The organism is Streptomyces sp. BRA346 (genome assembly GCF_052851135.1).
The window spans coordinates 130,027-145,756 of sequence record NZ_JAIWIH010000007.1 but is presented as its reverse complement, the minus strand read 5'-3'; the positions used below and the strand labels follow the sequence as shown (position 1 = coordinate 145,756).

General features: G+C 72.3%; 15 protein-coding genes. 4 read left to right on the top strand and 11 right to left on the bottom strand.

The features are described 5' to 3' along the window. Positions 1-195: 195 nt before the first annotated feature. Positions 196-1,263 (top strand): ArsR/SmtB family transcription factor, encoded by a 1,068-nt coding sequence (locus tag LCH29_RS12915; protein WP_446461842.1) that lies wholly within the window; start codon positions 196-198, stop codon positions 1,261-1,263. Here LCH29_RS12915 and LCH29_RS12910 read toward each other — a convergent pair. The 10 genes from LCH29_RS12910 to LCH29_RS12865 all read right to left on the bottom strand — a co-directional run bounded on the left by LCH29_RS12910 (position 1,221) and on the right by LCH29_RS12865 (position 11,375). After that, a complete protein-coding gene (locus LCH29_RS12910) occupies positions 1,221-2,057 on the bottom strand; it encodes a carbohydrate ABC transporter permease (RefSeq protein WP_446461841.1) in 837 nt (278 codons plus the stop codon). The genes LCH29_RS12915 and LCH29_RS12910 overlap by 43 nt on opposite strands. Next, positions 2,057-2,971 (bottom strand): carbohydrate ABC transporter permease, encoded by a 915-nt coding sequence (locus tag LCH29_RS12905; RefSeq protein WP_446461840.1) that lies wholly within the window; start codon positions 2,969-2,971, stop codon positions 2,057-2,059. Before LCH29_RS12905 ends, LCH29_RS12910 begins: the two co-directional genes overlap by 1 nt. Next, entirely contained in the window at positions 2,971-4,245 is a 1,275-nt protein-coding gene (locus LCH29_RS12900; protein ID WP_446461839.1) for an ABC transporter substrate-binding protein, read from the bottom strand. Before LCH29_RS12900 ends, LCH29_RS12905 begins: the two co-directional genes overlap by 1 nt. Positions 4,246-4,335: 90 nt before the next feature. After that, positions 4,336-5,523 (bottom strand): bifunctional 3-oxoadipate enol-lactonase/4-carboxymuconolactone decarboxylase PcaDC, encoded by a 1,188-nt coding sequence (pcaDC, locus tag LCH29_RS12895; RefSeq protein ID WP_446461838.1) that lies wholly within the window; start codon positions 5,521-5,523, stop codon positions 4,336-4,338. Positions 5,524-5,895: 372 nt separating this feature from the next. Then, positions 5,896-7,194: a 3-carboxy-cis,cis-muconate cycloisomerase gene (pcaB, locus tag LCH29_RS12890; RefSeq protein WP_446461837.1), complete on the bottom strand. Its 1,299-nt coding sequence runs from the start codon at positions 7,192-7,194 to the stop codon at positions 5,896-5,898. Beyond that, positions 7,181-7,759: a protocatechuate 3,4-dioxygenase subunit alpha gene (pcaG, locus tag LCH29_RS12885; RefSeq protein WP_446461836.1), complete on the bottom strand. Its 579-nt coding sequence runs from the start codon at positions 7,757-7,759 to the stop codon at positions 7,181-7,183. The genes pcaB and pcaG overlap by 14 nt, the downstream gene beginning before the upstream one ends. Continuing rightward, positions 7,759-8,526 (bottom strand): protocatechuate 3,4-dioxygenase subunit beta, encoded by a 768-nt coding sequence (pcaH, locus tag LCH29_RS12880; protein ID WP_446461835.1) that lies wholly within the window; start codon positions 8,524-8,526, stop codon positions 7,759-7,761. Before pcaH ends, pcaG begins: the two co-directional genes overlap by 1 nt. 67 nt (positions 8,527-8,593) lie before the next feature. Continuing rightward, positions 8,594-9,787 carry a thiolase family protein gene (locus LCH29_RS12875; protein WP_446461834.1) on the bottom strand — a complete coding sequence of 398 codons (1,194 nt, stop codon included), beginning with the start codon at positions 9,785-9,787 and terminating at the stop codon, positions 8,594-8,596. After that, the gene (locus tag LCH29_RS12870; protein WP_446461833.1) at positions 9,784-10,557 is read right to left on the bottom strand and encodes a CoA-transferase subunit beta; all 774 of its coding nucleotides are present in this window, start codon (positions 10,555-10,557) and stop codon (positions 9,784-9,786) included. The genes LCH29_RS12875 and LCH29_RS12870 overlap by 4 nt, the downstream gene beginning before the upstream one ends. After that, positions 10,554-11,375 (bottom strand): CoA transferase subunit A, encoded by an 822-nt coding sequence (locus LCH29_RS12865; RefSeq protein ID WP_446461832.1) that lies wholly within the window; start codon positions 11,373-11,375, stop codon positions 10,554-10,556. The genes LCH29_RS12870 and LCH29_RS12865 overlap by 4 nt, the downstream gene beginning before the upstream one ends. Positions 11,376-11,572: 197 nt before the next feature. On the opposite strand from LCH29_RS12865, the gene LCH29_RS12860 reads away from it, so the two are divergent. Beyond that, a complete protein-coding gene (locus tag LCH29_RS12860) occupies positions 11,573-12,010 on the top strand; it encodes a MarR family winged helix-turn-helix transcriptional regulator (protein ID WP_446461831.1) in 438 nt (145 codons plus the stop codon). A gap of 44 nt (positions 12,011-12,054) precedes the next feature. Here the strand turns inward: LCH29_RS12860 and LCH29_RS12855 are convergent, their stop codons facing one another. Further along, entirely contained in the window at positions 12,055-12,870 is an 816-nt protein-coding gene (locus LCH29_RS12855; RefSeq protein WP_446461830.1) for an IclR family transcriptional regulator, read from the bottom strand. 419 nt (positions 12,871-13,289) lie between these two features. Between LCH29_RS12855 and LCH29_RS12850 the strand changes: the two genes are divergently transcribed. Continuing rightward, positions 13,290-14,276 carry a zinc-dependent alcohol dehydrogenase gene (locus tag LCH29_RS12850; protein ID WP_446461829.1) on the top strand — a complete coding sequence of 329 codons (987 nt, stop codon included), beginning with the start codon at positions 13,290-13,292 and terminating at the stop codon, positions 14,274-14,276. Positions 14,277-14,341: 65 nt separating this feature from the next. After that, positions 14,342-15,691, top strand: a complete 1,350-nt coding sequence (locus LCH29_RS12845; RefSeq protein WP_446461828.1) for an MFS transporter — start codon at positions 14,342-14,344, stop codon at positions 15,689-15,691. The last annotated feature ends 39 nt before the right edge of the window (positions 15,692-15,730 follow it).

Genomic DNA, 15,730 nt, shown 5'->3' with positions numbered 1-15,730 from the left:
GTCTGTTGAATTACGGACGGACGTCGGTGGTGTTTCCCCGGCGCGCCCGGTTTTCCCGGAGAACAGCTTTCCTCTTGGACGGGGCGTAGCGCTCCCCCTTTCACATCTGGCCAAAAGGGCGTGGTCACTGACCGTGCCAGCGTGCATACTCAACGGTGGTCGGGGGGCGGTCACCATGTCACTTGTGAGGGTCTGGTGCTACGTGTTCATTTCAGTGAACTCGATCTGGCCCGGCTGCGGATGGCCATCCGCCCGGACGCGCTCTGGGAGACCGTTCTAAGTTTCCACCGGTTGCGCGAGAACCGTGCGGAGAACGTATACGGGGAATGGCGCTCGGAGGCGCGTAACCGGCTCAACGGCGAAGGGCGGCTGCTGGCGCCGCTCATTCCCTCGCGGGGGTATTTCCCCGACTTCCTGACGCCCGCCGAAGGCGTCATCGGGTGCGACGCCGCCATGGACGCGCTGCACGCGACGCCCGCCGAGCGGCTGCACGCCGAGATCGACCGGCTGCCGTCGGCCCGGGCCCTGCCGGGGTGGATACGCGGGCTGGCGCAGGGCGAACGGCGGCCGCTGGACCGGCTGGTGACGGTGCTGCGCTCGTACCACGAGGCCGCTGTCGCGCCGTACTGGCCGCATATACAGGCCCGCATCGAGGCCGACCGGGCGGCCCGCGGACGGGCGTTGCTGGACGGGGGTGCCGACGGGCTGCTGTCTTCGCTGCCGCCGACGATGCGCTGGCGCGCGCCCGTGCTGGAGGTGGACTATCCCGTCGACCGGGACCTGGAGCTGCGCGGTCGGGGGCTGTTGCTCCTGCCGTCGTTCTTCTGTCGGAGGATGCCGGTGACGTATCTCAACCCGGAGCTGACCCCGGTTCTCGTCTATCCCGTGGAGCACGCGCGGAGCGGCGTCCCGGCCCAGCCGCGGGCCGGTATCGCGCCCGCGCCCGCCGCGCCGGGGCAGACGCGCGTCCTCGGCAAGCTCGTCGGCCACACCCGGTCGGCGGTGCTGCTGGAGGTCGGCGGCGGCTGTACGACGAGCGAACTCGCCCGCCGGGTCGGCGTATCGCTCGCCTCGGCCAGCCAGCACGCGAGCGTGCTGCGCGAGGCGGGGCTCGTCCACACGCTGCGCCAGGGCGGCGCCGTCCTGCACACCCTCACCCCGCTGGGCGCCGCCCTGCTGCGCGGCGGCGTCCCGGTGGCGCCGGCGCGGGGTGTGGGACGTCAGTCGTCGATGCCGGTGCGTTCGACGCCCGCGACGATGTAGCGCTGGAGGACGAGGAAGACGACCAGCAGCGGCACGATCGACACGGCGGCGGCCACGAACAGCTCGTGGAGGTTGACGCTCTGCGCGGTGGTGAACGTCGACAGCGCGACCTGGACCGTCCATGCCTGCCGGTCCTGGCCGATGACCAGCGGCCACAGGAAGGAGTTCCAGGCGCCGATGAAGACGATCGTGCCGACCGCCGCGAAGACCGGCCGCGCGTTCGGCACCACGACCTGCCAGTACGTACGCCAGTAGCCGAGCCCGTCGACTCGCGCCGCGTCCTCCAGCTCCCTCGGGAAGCCGAGGAAGTACTGCCGGAAGATGAACGCCGCGACCGCGCTGAACAGCGTCGGCACGACGAGGCCGCGCAGCGTGGAGATCCAGCCGAGCGAGCTGACCAGCACGAAGCTCGGGACGAAGGTGACGGCGGCCGGGACCATGAGGGTGCCCAGGATCCAGTAGAAGACGGCGTCGGCGTGGGCGTACGGGATGCGGGCCAGCCCGTACCCGGCGAGCGAGGCGAGCAGCACGGTGCCGAGGGTGGTGAGGACGGCGATCAGGGAGGAGTTGAGCAGTGCGTGCGCCATCGGGACGTTCGGGTCGTCGAACAGCTCGGTGACGTTCGACCAGTGCAGCTCGGCGGGGAAGAACGTCCAGCCGGGCGAGGTGATGTCCGCCTCGCTGGACAGGCCGTTGCGGACGAGGAGATAGAACGGGATCAGGAACAGCAGCGCGAGGGCGATCAGCAGGATGAGACGCACCGCGCGTCCTACGGCGACCATGGCGTCGTGCATCAGTCCTCCTTGCGGCCCAGGCCGAACCAGCGCGCCTGGACCACCGTCACCACCGCGATGATCAGCGCCAGGATCACCGCGCCCGCGCTGCCGAGGCCCAGGTTCTGCCCCTGCCCGAGCGCCGTGTAGTAGAGGTAGACCAGCGGCGGGCGGGCGTACGGCGGGTAGCCGCGGGAGTCGGCCAGCAGGTTGTAGAACTCGTCGAACGCCTGGAACGCGTTGATCACCAGCAGCAGCACCACCGCGACCGACGTCGCCCGCAGCTGCGGAAACGTGATGTGCCGGAAGACCTGCCACCCCGGCCGGGCCCCGTCCACGGCGGCCGCCTCGTACAGCCGCGGCGAGATGCGCTGGAGCCCGGCCAGGAACAGCACCATGTAGAAGCCCGCCTGGAGCCAGAGCCGCACGGTGACGATCACCAGCCAGTACCAGGGCGGATCGGTGGTCGACAGCCAGGCGATCTGATCGGCGCCGAACCAGCCGAGGACGGTGTTGGCCAGCCCGAACCGCACCCCGTTGAAGATCGACATCTTCCAGATCAGCGCCGCCACGACGTAACTGCACGCCACGGGAAGGAAGAACACCGACCGGAAGAACGCCTGCGCCCGGGGCAGCCGGTTCACCATCAGCGCGAGGGAGAGCGAGAGCACATAGGTCGCCGGGACGATGAAGGCCGTGAACACCAGGAACGTCACCAGGCTGCCGGTGAACGCGTCGTCGCGCAGCATCGCCGTGTAGTTGTCCAGCCCGACGAAGCGGGTCGGTGTGACCGTGTTGTGCGCGTCGAAGAAGCTGAGGTACGCGCTCCAGGCGAGGGGGACGTACGTGAAGAGGGTCAGACCGAGGACGAAGGGGCCGACGAAGATCCAGAACCAGAGCGTGCGGTTCTGACGCCCCAGCAATCTGCCGGGCATCAGCTCTTCTTCTGCGCGCTCTGCACGCGGCGCAGTTCCGCCGCCGTCTTGCGGACCACCGATCGCAGCTCGCTCTCCGGGTTCGCGCCGCCCTTGATGATGCGGCTCAGCGCGTCCTGGTACGCGACCTTGCTCGCGGGCGTCCACAGCAGCGGCTCGGCGTGGCCGTGCTCGGTGGCGTACCGCACCGCTTCGCCCGCCGCGCCCTGGCGCAGCTTGGGGGCCTTCTGGGCGAGCGACATCCGGGCCGGGATGTGGAAGCCGTAGGTGAGCGCGAAGTCCTCCTGATACTCCGTCTTCTCCACCCACAGCCACTTGACGTACGCCTTCGCCAGCTCCTTGTGCCGACTGCGCGCGCTCACCGCCGCCCCGTACGCCCCCACCGGCACCGCGGGCCGCCCCTGCGTGCCCTCCTTGGGGAACGGCAGCACCCCGAAGTCGTCCCCCAGCGCCTTCTTCACCTGCGGCAGTGCCCACAGCCCCGACCACTGCATGGCCGTCAGCCCCTGGGTGAACGCGGCCGGATCCGACCAGTCCGACGGCGCGCCCAGCAGCAGCGACTTCTCCGCGTACAGCTGGCGCAGCTTGCCGAGCGCGCGGGCGGCGGCCGGGTCGTCGAAACCGACCTTTCCGTCCTCGGTGATCAGCTCAAGACCGGCGGCGTTGAGCGGCGTGCCGCCGAGGACGCCGGGGCCGCCGTCGTTGCCCAGGAACAGCCCCTTGACGTCTCTGGTGGTCAGCTCCTTCGCCGCGTCGACCAGCGCGTCCAGGGTCCGGGGCGGCTCCACCCCGGCGTCCTTCAGCATGCTGGTGCGGTAGTAGAGCAGTTGCATGTCCACGACCTGCGGGATGGCCCAGACCTTGCCCTCGTACGTCTTGGGGGCGAGCACGGCCGGGTTGATGTCGTCCTTCGCCTCCTTGAGGAGGTCCGTCAGGTCGACCACCTGCCCGCCCTGGATCTGGTCCAGCGTCGGCCCGTTGACCTCGAAGACGTCCGGCCCGGACGTCGTCAGCAGCGCGGCGGCCGTCTGCTGGTCGTAGTTGCCCGGCCGCCACTGGACCTCGACGCGGGCGTCGTCGAAGTCGTCCGCGTACCGCTTCACCGCCTGCTCGGTGCCGGGCTCGCCGTACTGGTGGTACCACTGCGACAGGGTCGGCTTGCCGCCTTTGCCGTCCCCGCCCCGCCCGGTGTTGGATCCGCACGCGGTGGCCGTCGCCCCGGCCAGGGCGAGCCCGCCGCCGGTGCCGAGCAGTCTCCTACGGCTGATGGACATGTGGCCGCGCCCCCTTTTACTGCGTCGTCGCCGTCAGACTCAACGATCAACCTTGGGGCGGGATTACGACAGGTGGGTTGCGGCCGTATATCAACTGCCCTTGCTGTCCTCGGTGTCGATCTCGTCGAAGACGCGCTGGGCTGTCGCGAACGCGGAGTTGGCCGCCGGGACGCCGCAGTAGATCGCGCTCTGGAGCAGTACTTCGCCGATCTCGTCGCGGGTCAGGCCGTTGGTGAGCGCGGACCGGATGTGCATCGCCAGCTCGGCGTCATGGCCGTGCGCGATGAGCGCGGTGAGGGTGATGGCGCTGCGCATCCGGCGGTCCAGGCCGTCCCCGGTCCAGATCTCGCCCCACGCGTAGCGGGTGATGAAGTCCTGGAACCGGGCGGTGAACGGGGTCGTACGGGCCACCGCGCGGTCCACGTGGGCGTCGCCGAGGACGGCGCGGCGGACGGCCATTCCGGCGGCGTGCCGGGTGGTGTCGTCGTGCGGTGCTGTGGTTGTTTCCGCGAAGTGGGTGGCCAGGGCCGAGGTGACCGTCTCCGGGCGCTCCGCGCCCGCCAGGTGGGCTGCGTGGGCGACCTCCACCAGGCTCGCGCCCGGGATCGCGTCCGCGATCTCGCGGGCGTGCGGGGGAGGGGTGGCCGGGTCGTCGCGGCCCGCCACGACCAGGGTGGGGGCGGTGATGGACGGCAGCACGTCGCGTACGTCGTAGTCGGCGAGGACGTCGCAGCAGGCGGCGTAGCCCGCGCGGTCGGTGTCGCGGAGGTCCTGGAGCAGGGCGCGGCCGCGGTCGGTGTCGGCGAACGCGTGCGAGAACCAGAGGCCCGGGCGGCTCGCCACCATCGCTTCCGTGCCCTGTTCGCGTACGAGCTTCGCGCGGTCCCGCCAGACGGAGGGCTCGGCGAAGTGCGCCGAGGAGCAGACGATGGCGAGGGATGAGATGCGGTCGGGGTGGTGCGCGGCGAGATACAGGCCGACGGCGCCGCCGATGGAGATACCCGCGTAGGCGAAGCGGTCCCAGTTGTGGGTGTCGGCGAGGTTGAGTACGAGTGCGGCGAGGTCGGCGATGGTGGCGCTGCCGTCGTGGGGGAGCGCGGTGGCTGGAGAGCCACCGTGGCCTGGGAGGTCCCAGCGCAGGGTGCGGTGGGTGCGGGCGAGGGCGGGGAGTTGCGGCTCCCAGACGGCGAGGGATGTGCCGATGGAGGGGCCGAGGATGAGGGGTGGGGCGGTGGCTGGGCCGTCCAGGGTGGTGTGGAGGTGCGGGGTGTGGGTCACGGGGTTGCTCTCCGGGGGTGGTGGTGTGGTGGCTTGGGTGGGGGCGGGTGCGGGTGCCGGTGCGTGGGGTGCTTGTCCCCCACCCCGCCCCTTCCCGAACCATGGGCGCTGCCCCTGGACCCCGGGGTTTCGTCGCCGGGTGTGGGCCGGTGGGTGGGTTGTGCCCACCCGCTCCTCCCCCAGCTACCGCTGGGAGGTGCCCCCTTCGCGGAACGATTGCCCACAACCAGGGTTCCAGTCCCTCCGGGCGTGATCCCCAGCCCCTCCGGCGTTTGAGGAGCGGGGGTTTGGGGGCGGAGCCCCCAACCGGGGGGCCGGGGGTGTCCCCCGGTTCGGGAAGGGGCGGGGTGGGGACAGGCCCGCCGCCAGGCGTTACGCACGGCGGGTCAGGGCTCGGTCCGTCAGGGCGGGGGCGGAGCCTACGTACGCGGTGGGGTCGGTCAGCTCGCGCAGGCGGTCGGGCGGCAGGACGTCCGACAGGGCTTCGGCCAGGGGCCGACCCTCCCGTGCCGCCTCCGCCAGGAGCTCCTTCGCGCGGGCGCGGCCGACCACCGGGGCGAGCGCCGCGATGAGGCGTTCGCTGACGATCAGGCCGTCCGTCAGCTCCAGGTTCGCGGCCATGCGGTCGGGGAAGACCCGCAGTCCGGAGGCGAGTTCCGCGGCGTCCCGGGCGGCGCCACCCGCGAGCCGCAGCAGGTCCCGCAGCGGCTGCCACTCGGCGTGCCATGCCCCGCCGGGGCGTTCGTCCTCGGCGGCGAGGGAGCCGAGCAGGGTGGCGGCGAGGCCGGGGGCCTGGCGGGCGGCGGAGGCGATGAGGGTGGCGCGGACGGGGTTGGACTTGTGCGGCATCGCGGAGGAGCCGCCGCCCGCGCCCTCCGCGACCTCGCCGATCTCCGTACGGGAGAGGACCAGCACATCGGCGGCCATTTTGCCCAGCGCGCCAACAGCAATGGCCAGCGCGGAGCCCAAGTCGGCGATGGGAGTGCGGAGGGTGTGCCACGGGAGGTCGGGTTCGGCGAGCCCGGTTTCCGCGGCGAAGCGGGCCAGCAGCGGGATGCCGTCGTCGAAGGCGGCCAGTGTGCCCGCCGCGCCGCCCAGTTGGGCCACCGGGCGCAGCCCCAAGAGCCGGTCGCGGGCGTCGAGGACCAGCGAACGCCAGCCCGCCGCCTTGAGGCCGAAGGTGGTGGGGACGGCGTGCTGGGTGAGGGTGCGGCCCGGCATGGGCGTGGCGCGGTGGGCGGCGGCGAGCCGCGCCAGCTCCGCCGCCGTACGGTCGAGGTCGGCGACGATCAGCGGCAGGGCGCGGGCCGCAACCAGCATGGTGGCGGTGTCCAGGATGTCCTGGCTGGTCGCGCCGCGGTGGACGTACGCCGCGGCGTCGCCGTCCGTACGGGCCACCGCCGCGGTGAGGTCGGCGACCAGCGGGATGACGGGGTTGCCGCCGGAGCGGGCCCGCCGGGCGAGGTCGCGCACGTCGTACAGCCCGGCGCGCGCCGCGTCCGTCACCATGGCCGCCGCGTCAGCCGGGGCCAGCGCCCGGGCGAGCGCGGCCTCGGCGTCCAGCATGGCCTGGAGGAACGCCGTATCGCCGGTGGCGTCCTCGACCGCCGACCCGGTTCGTACGGGGGTCAGCAGCCCGACGTCGTCCCTGCCTGAATTACCGGAACTCAAGGAAAACCGTCTCTCCCTCTCCCTGGAGGCGGATGTCGAAGCGGTACGTCCCCGGCTGGGGTTCCGCCGTCGCCACCAGGGTCTCCCGGCGCGCCGGATCCAGCGCGGTGAGCAGCGGGTCGCCCGCGTTGAGCTGGGCGTTCTCGGGGAAGTACAGGCGCGTGTAGAGGTGGTGCAGCAGCCCGCGGGCGTGGACGCACACGCTGATGTACGGGGCGCCGGGGGCGCCGGGCCGGAGCGTACGGGCCGTCCAGTGGCCGTCGGCGTCGGTGGCGATGCGGCCGAAGCCGGTGAAGTCGACGCCGTTGCGCCCGGCGAAGCCGCCGGTCACCGGGTCGCGGCGCATCGATCCCGGCGCGCCGGACAGCGAACCGTCCGGGCTCGCCTGCCACAGCTCGATCAGGGCGTCCGGGACGGGCGCGCCCGCGCCGTCGTGGACGCGGCCGTGCACGGTGATGGCGTCGGGGTGGCCCGTGGGGGCGAGGTCGCCGCCGCCGGGGAAGGGGAGCGCGTACCCGTAGAAGGGGCCGACGGTGTGGGAGGGGGTGGGGGAGAGCTGGGTCATCAGCGGCCTTCCTCGATCCAGGTGGCCGACGGCCCGTCCAGCACGATGTCCCAGCGGTAGCCCAGCGACCATTCCGGCTGGGACAGCGCGTGGTCGTAGGTGGCCACGAGCCGCTGCCGCGCCGATTCGTCCGTCACGGACTGGAGGATCGGGTCGTAGACGAAGAGCGGGTCGCCGGGGAAGTACATCTGGGTGATGAGGCGCTGGGTGAACGCCGTACCGAAGAGGGAGAAGTGGAGGTGGGCGGGGCGCCACGCGTTCTCGTGGTTGCGCCAGGGATAGGCGCCGGGCTTGATCGTGGTGAAGCTGTACGAGCCGTCGTCGCCGGTCAGGGTCCGTCCGACGCCGGTGAAGTTGGGGTCGAGGGGCGCGGGGTGCTGGTCGCGCAGATGGGCGTAGCGCCCGGCCGCGTTGGCCTGCCACAGCTCGATGAGCTGGCCGCGGACCGGCCGTCCGCCGCTGTCCAGCAGCCGTCCGGAGACGGTGATCCGCTCGCCGAGCGGTTCGCCCTGGTGCTGGATGGTGAGGTCGTTGTCGACGTCGGTGATGTCGGTGTGGCCGAAGACCGGCGTGTGCAGTTCGACGGTCTCGGGGTTGCCCTGCACCGCGACCAGCGGTTGCTTGGGGTGGCGCAGCAGGCTGCTGCGGTACGGGGCGAAGTCGCGCGCCGGGTGGTCGGCGGCGGGGGCGCCGTCGGCGCGCGCCTTGTCGTACGCGGCGCGGCTGTCGGCGAGTTCGCGGTCGATGTCGGCTTGTGTGAGTGCCATGGGTGGGTGCGCCTTGCCTTTCGAGTACGCCTTGTCTTTCGAGTACGCCTTGTCTTTCGAGGACGAGCTACCGCTCGAGGACGAGGGCGATGCCCTGCCCGACGCCGATGCACAGGGACGCCACGCCCGTGCCCGAGCCCGCCGCGGCGAGCTGGTGGGCGACGGCTCCGGCGAGGCGGGCGCCGGAGGCGCCGAGCGGGTGGCCGATGGCGATGGCGCCGCCGCGCGGGTTGACGATCTCCGGGTCGAGGTCGGGCCATTCGGCGAGGCAGCCGAGCGACTGGGCGGCGAAGGCCTCGTTGAGTTCGAGGGTGGTCAGGTCGGCGAAGCCGCGGCCCGCCTTGGCGAGGGCGCGGCGTACGGCCTCGACGGGGCCGAGGCCGAAGTACTGGGGTGCGATGCCGGTGACGGCGGAGGCGCTGATGCGGGCCAGGGGCTCGCGCCCGGTGGCCGCCAGGCCCTCGTCGTCCACCAGCAACAGGGCCGCGGCGCCGTCGTTGAGCGGGGAGGAGTTGCCCGCGGTGACCGTGCCGGTGTCCTTCGGCCGGAAGGCGGGCTTCAGCTTGGCCAGCGACTCCATCGAGGTGGTGTCGCGGATGGTCTCGTCGCGGAGGAGATCGGTGTCCGGGTACGGCAGGACTTCGGCGTCGTACGCGCCGTCCTTCCAGGCCCGCGCCGCCTTCTCGTGGCTGGCCAGCGCGAACGCGTCCTGGGCTTCGCGGGTGATGCCGTGCTTGTCGGCGATCAGCTCGGCGCCCTCGCCGAGGGCGACGGTCCACTCGGGCGGCATGTCCGGGTTGGTCATGCGCCAGCCGAGGGTGGTGGAGTACATCTGCTGATGCCCGGCGGGGAAGGCGCGTTCGGGCTTCTGGAGCACCCAGGGGGCGCGCGACATGGATTCCACGCCACCCGCGAGCGCGATATGCGCGTCGCCGACGGCGATGGCGCGGGCCGCCTGGAGCACGGCTTCCAGACCGGAGGCGCACAGCCGGTTGACGGTCGCGCCGGGCACGGTGACGGGGAGCCCGGCGAGCAGGGCGGCCATGCGGGCGACGTTGCGGTTGTCCTCGCCCGCGCCGTTGGCGTTGCCGAGGTAGACGTCGTCGATACGGGACGGGTCGAGGCCGGGCGTACGGGCCAGGAGGCCGCGGACGACATGGGCGGCGAGGTCGTCGGGGCGCACGGCCGCGAGCGCGCCGCCGTATTTGCCGATCGGAGTGCGGACGGCGTCGACGATGTAGACGTCGCGCAGGGTGTTCATCGGGGCTCCTTCCCGGCGGCCTTGAGCGCGCGCAGCGCCGCCAGTTCGTCGGGGGTCGGCGGCTCGGTCGTGCTCACGGTGTCGGCGACGGTCAGCTCCCAGCCGGTGGCGGCCCGGACCTGCTCGACGGTGACGCCCGGGTGGAGCTCGGTCAGGGTCAGCTCGGCGGTGGCCGGGTCGGGGCGCAGGATGCCGAGGTCGGTGATGACGGCGACGGGGCCCGCGCCGGGCATGCCGAGCTTGGTGCGGTCGCCGGGGCCGCTGCCGTGGCCCATGGTGGTCACGAAGTCGAGCTTCGGCACGAAGCTGCGGGTGGAGTGGCGCAGCACCATCAGCACCCGGCCGCAGTTGGAGGCGATCTCGGGGGCGCCGCCCGCGCCGGGAAGGCGGCCCTCGGGCTTGTCCGGGCCGCGGTCCACGACGGTGGTGTTGATGTTGGCGTAGGCGTCGACCTGGGCGGCGCCGAGGAAACCGACGTCGATCCGGCCGCCCTGGAGCCAGTAGTTGAACATCTCGGGCACCGGGACCACGGAGTCGGCGGTCTCCGCGAGTTCGCCGTCGCCGATGGACAGCGGCAGCCGGGTCGGCTTGGAGCCGATGGTGCCCGACTCGTAGATGAGGACCAGGCCGGGGTTGATGGTGGCGCGGGCGAGGTTGGCGGCGGTGCTGGGGAGGCCGATGCCGACGAAGCAGGTCTTGGCGCCCGCGAGCGCGCGGGCGGCGTTGATCTCCATCAGCTCGTCGCGGGTGAAGTCGGGGGTCGCGGTCATCGCACTGCAGTCCTTTCGGTGCGCACGTTCTCCTCGATCCACCGCGTGAACGCCTCGCGGTCCCGGGCGATGGGGTCCCACGCCTGGTAGAAGGCGTTGTCGCGCACCGAGTACCCGGTGGCGTACGAGGGGTGCGCCCCGCCGGGGACGACCGACACCGCGTCGATCACCCAGGTCGGCAGGACGATCCCGCCCGGCCGTGGCTCCAGCTCCTCGACGATCTCCTCGACCGTCACCAGCACCCGCTGCGCGGCGAGCGCGGCCTCCTTCTGCACCCCGGTCAGCCCCCACAGCTGGACGTTGCCCGCGCGGTCGGCCTGCTGGGCGTGGATCACGGTGACGTCCGGGTTGAGCGCGGCGACCGCGGCCAGCTCCTCGCCGGTGAAGGGGCAGGTGACGGTGGAGATGGTGTCCGTACGCGCCGGGATGTCGCTGCCGCGGTAGCCGCGCAGCACGGCGAACGGCAGCTTGGACGCCCCCGCCACATAGCGGTTGGCCATGCCCGCGTGGCTGTGCTCGTCCAGCTCCAGCGGCCGGGGCCAGCCGTTCTCGACGGCGTCGCGGAAGCGGTGCAACGAGCCGACGCCGGGGTTCCCGCCCCAGGAGAAGACCAGCTTGCGGACGAGTCCGGCGCCGATGAGCTGGTCGTAGACGACGTCGGGGGTCATGCGGACGAGCGTGAGGTCGGTGAGGCCCTGGCGGATGACCTCGTGCGCGGCCGCGTACGGGATCAGGTGGGTGAAACCCTCCATCGCGACGGTGTCCCCGTCGTGGATGAGGTCCGCCACGGCGTCGTGCAGGCTTCGGATGTCGGCCATCGTCACTCCCGCGGTGATCGACACGGTTTCCGGAATGCTCAGTGTGCTGACTATTTTCGTGTCGCTTCCGAACGCTCCCATCGCTCGGTGCGCTCGTCAAGGGAGTCTAAGGCGAATGAGCACTGCTCGACACTGCTGCTTCCACAGGGCAGAATCATTCAGTACACGAACCAAACGCTCCGACAGGGGAGGTCAGCATGGGTGCGGTCGACCTCAACACTCACCCCGGGCATCTGGCCCGCCGCCTCCAGCAGGCCCATTCACTGCTGTGGGGCGCGATGGTCTCCGAGGAGACGACCTCGCCGCAGTTCGCGGTGCTCAACGCGCTGATCGAGAAGCCGGACATCGACCAGCGCACCCTGAGCGAACACGTCCACCTGGACCGCTCCACCATCGCCGACGTGGTCGCCCGGCTCGGCCGCCGCGGGCTCCTGGAGCGGGTCCGCGATCCGCGCGACGGGCGCCGCAACGTCCTCAAGCTGACGGACGAGGGCGAGCGGCTGCACCGGAAGCTGGTCACGCGGACGGCGCGGATGAACCGGGTGTTCCTGGCGCCGCTGGACGAGGACGAGCGGGAGCTGCTGCTGCGGCTGATCGGGCGGGTGGCGGACGCGGCGGAGGAGCTGCGGGCGTAACCTCCGACGCCGGCCTTATGGGGTTTCCGGGGTGAAGCCCCAGGTCACCCCTCCGTCGGGAGCGCACCCAGGCCGCCCGCCACCGTACGGGCCGCGCCCGCCAGCGAGGCCACGAACCGCGGCAGCCGCTCCGGTGTGAAGCGGACCGACGGGCCGCCGAAGGAGAGGGCCGCGACCACGTCGCCGCCCCGGCCGCGGACGGGGACGGCCACCGAGGACAGGCCCTCCTCGTGTTCGCCGTGGCTCACCGCGTATCCCTGACGGGCCGTCTCCGCCGCCCAGCGGCGCAGCGTCGCGGCGTGCGCCGGGCCGTGGGGGGAGCGGCGGGCGATCCGGTCCAGGAGGGCGTCGTCGGCGCCGAGGAGCAGGACCTTGGAGGGTCCGCCCGCCCACAGCGGCAGTTCGTCCCCGACCTGCACGATGTGGCGCAGCGCCTGGGGTCCCTCCTCCTGGGCGACGCAGACGCGGTGCACATCGCGCCGTACGTACAGGTGCACCGTCTCCCGGTGCTCGGCGGCCAGGTCGCGCAGCGCCCGCCGGGCCGGGGCGGGCAGGCGCCAGCCCTGGTCCGCCATGCGGACCCAGCGCAGGAAGGTGGGTCCGGCGGTGTAGCGGCCGTGTTCGTCGAGCCAGAGCAGCCCGTTGAGGCGCAGGGTCTGGAGGATGCGCAGGACGGTCGTCTTCGGCAGCCCGCTGGCCTCGACGATCTCGCGGATGGCCAGGGCGGGGCGGTGTTCGCTGAAGAGGCCGAGGATGTCGATGGCCCGCTGGACCGTCCTCATGCCGCCGCCCGCGCCGCCTCCGTCGCCCCCGCCGCTGCCGCCGGACCCCGCGTCCTCCGGCCCCGCGCCCTTGCCCATGCCGCCACTCCTCGCACCGGTCCGCCGGCTGGTCCACCGACGGCCCCAGTATGGGCTAGGGGGTGTCTTGTCGGTCAGGCCGGATCAGCGAGCGGCGTCAGGGGGCACCGCCCAGCGGTAGCTGGGGGGAGCGACGAGCGCGGGGCCGCGAGGTGCCGCCCGCCGCGGCAGCGGCTGATGTCACAGCGGCCTCGGGAGCCCGGCGTGATCGGCAAGACACCCCCTGGGTCCGCTGCGCGGACCAGTGGCCTCGGCTCCGGCGCGGGCGTTCGGGCACGTCAGGGCGGCGCCCGGGGCCGCGGTCCGCGTTACGTCGCGGATACTCGTCCGCAACCTCTTGTCGATGCTCAGCATGCGTCCTATCGTCACCGTCACTCGGACCTCAGGGTCCATTCAGCGGACCAATGTCAGGAGTCACGGTGAAAGCAGCCGTTCTCACCGCACCCCGCCGCCTCCGGATCGCCGATGACTGGCCGGAGCCCGTATGCGGCCCCCGCGATGTCCTCGTCCAGCTCGACGGCATGGGGATCTGCGGTTCCGACCTGGCCGTCTTCGACGGCGCGCGCCAACCCCCGGCCCTCCCCTGGGTGGTCGGCCACGAGGGCTTCGGCCGGATCGTCGCCGTCGGCGCTCAGGCCACCGCGGCGCCCGCCCCCGGGACCCGCGTCGTCATCGAGCCCAACTACGCCTGCCTCCAGTGCCCCGACTGCGCCCGCGGGCTCACCTCCGCCTGCGCCAAGCGCACCATCGTCGGGATGAACGCCCCCGGTCTCCTCGCCGAGCGCGTCGCCGTCCCCGCCCCCTTCGCCCACCCGGTCCCCGACTCCGCCCGCGCCGTCGACCTGGCCTGCGCCGAGCCGTACACGGTGGCCCGTACCGCCGTACGCCGCGGGGGCGTCACCGCCGACGACAAGACCCTCGTCGTCGGCGCGGGCGCCCAGGGGCTGCTGCTCTGCCAGGCGCTGCTGGCCGTCGGCGTCCGCCCGGCCGTCGTCGAACCCCATCCGCCGCGCCTGGCGCGCGCCGTGGAGCTGGGCGCCCGTGCCGCGGCCGACGGCGAGGGCGGGTTCGGGTACGTCTTCGAGTCGTCCGGCGCCCAGGCCGCACTGCGCGCCGCGCTGGAGCGTACGGCGCCGGGCGCCACGTTCGTCCTGGTCGGGCTGGGCGCGGACCCGCTGCCGCTCACCCTGAACCAGCTCGTCCGCGCGCAGCTCACCCTCCGCGGCTCGCTCATCTACGACCACCCCGGCGACTTCACCGCCGCCCTGGCCGACATCGCCTCGGGCGCGGTACGGCCCGGCGCCGCGATCGACGCGTGCTTCCCGCTGGAGCGCGCGCAGGAGGCGTTCGCCGGAGCCCGTGAACGCGCGGGCAAGACCTGGATCTCGCTCACCGCCGCCGACTGAGCTCCACCGCCGCCGACCGAACTCCCCCTCCCCACGCCTCTCCCCTGAGACGAAGGAGTCTCGCCATGAGCACCACCGGCACGCCCGCCCCCGCCGCACCCCCGCCGCTCGTCCCCGACTCCGCCCGCCCGGCCGTCAGCCGGGCCCGCTACGGGCTGCTGACCTCCCTCTTCATCATCACCGCGATCAACTACCTGGACCGGACGAACCTTTCGGTCGCCCTTCCGCACATCAAGGACGACCTCCACCTCACCGCCACCCAGCAGGGCATCCTGCTGTCCTCCTTCGGCTGGGCCTATCTGCTGCTCCAGATCCCCACCGGACGGCTCATCGACAAGGTCGGCGCCAAGCTGGCCTTCGGGTACGCCCTGGTCGGCTGGTCGCTCGCGACCGCCGCCGTGGTCCTCTCCCGCGGCTTCGGCTCGCTCGTCGGCATCCGGGTCGCGCTCGGCGCCTTCGAGGCACCGGCGTTCCCGTCCAACAACCGCCTGGTCGTCAACTGGTTCCCGGGCAACGAGCGCGGCCGGGCCACCGCCACGTACACCTCCGGCGAGTACATCGGGCTCGCGGTCGCCGCGCCCGTCCTGTCCCTGCTCACCGTGCACTTCGGATGGCACTCGGTGTTCCTGGTCACCGGGGCGGTCGGGCTGCTCTTCTCCGTCGTCTGGTTCCGCCGGGTGTACGACCGCCCCGAGCAGAGCCCGAAGGTCAGCGTCGAGGAGCTGGCGCACATCCAGCAGCCCGACGAGCAGGAGTCGGCGGCCGCCGTGGAGAAGGCATCCGAGGCGGAACTCTCCACCATGGGCGCCGATCTGCGGGTGCTGTTCACCAACAAGCGGCTGTGGGGCATGTACATCGGCCAGTTCGCCAGCGCCTCCGTCCTCTTCTTCTTCCTCACCTGGTTCCCCAGCTATCTGGTGGAGGAGAAGGGGATGGGCATCATCAAGGCCGGTTTCTGGGCCTCCGCGCCCTACCTCGCCGCGCTGGTCGGCACGCTCGCGGGCGGCGCCTGGTCGGACCGGATGCTGAACAACGGCCGCTCCCGCACGGTCGCCCGCAAGCTTCCGGTGATGATCGGCTTCGTACTCGCCTCGATCATCGTGTGCGCGAACTTCACCGACTCCGCACCGCTCGTCATCACCTTCATGTCGATCGCGTTCTTCGCCCAGGGGCTGATGCAGAACAGCTGGGCGCTCTTCGCGGACTCCGTCCCGCGGCGGCTCACCGGCACCGGCGGCGGCGTCTTCAACTTCATGGCCAACGCGGGCGGTGTGCTCACCCCGCTCGTCATCGGCTTCATCGTCGACGCGACCGGCTCCTTCGCCTGGGCGCTCGGCTACATCGGCATCGTCGTCGCCGTGGGGCTGGTCGCCTACGCGCTGCTCATCGACCGGGTCGAGCGCATCGAGGCCTGACCGCGCTGGTCCGCTGCACGGACCACGCGACCCACTCAA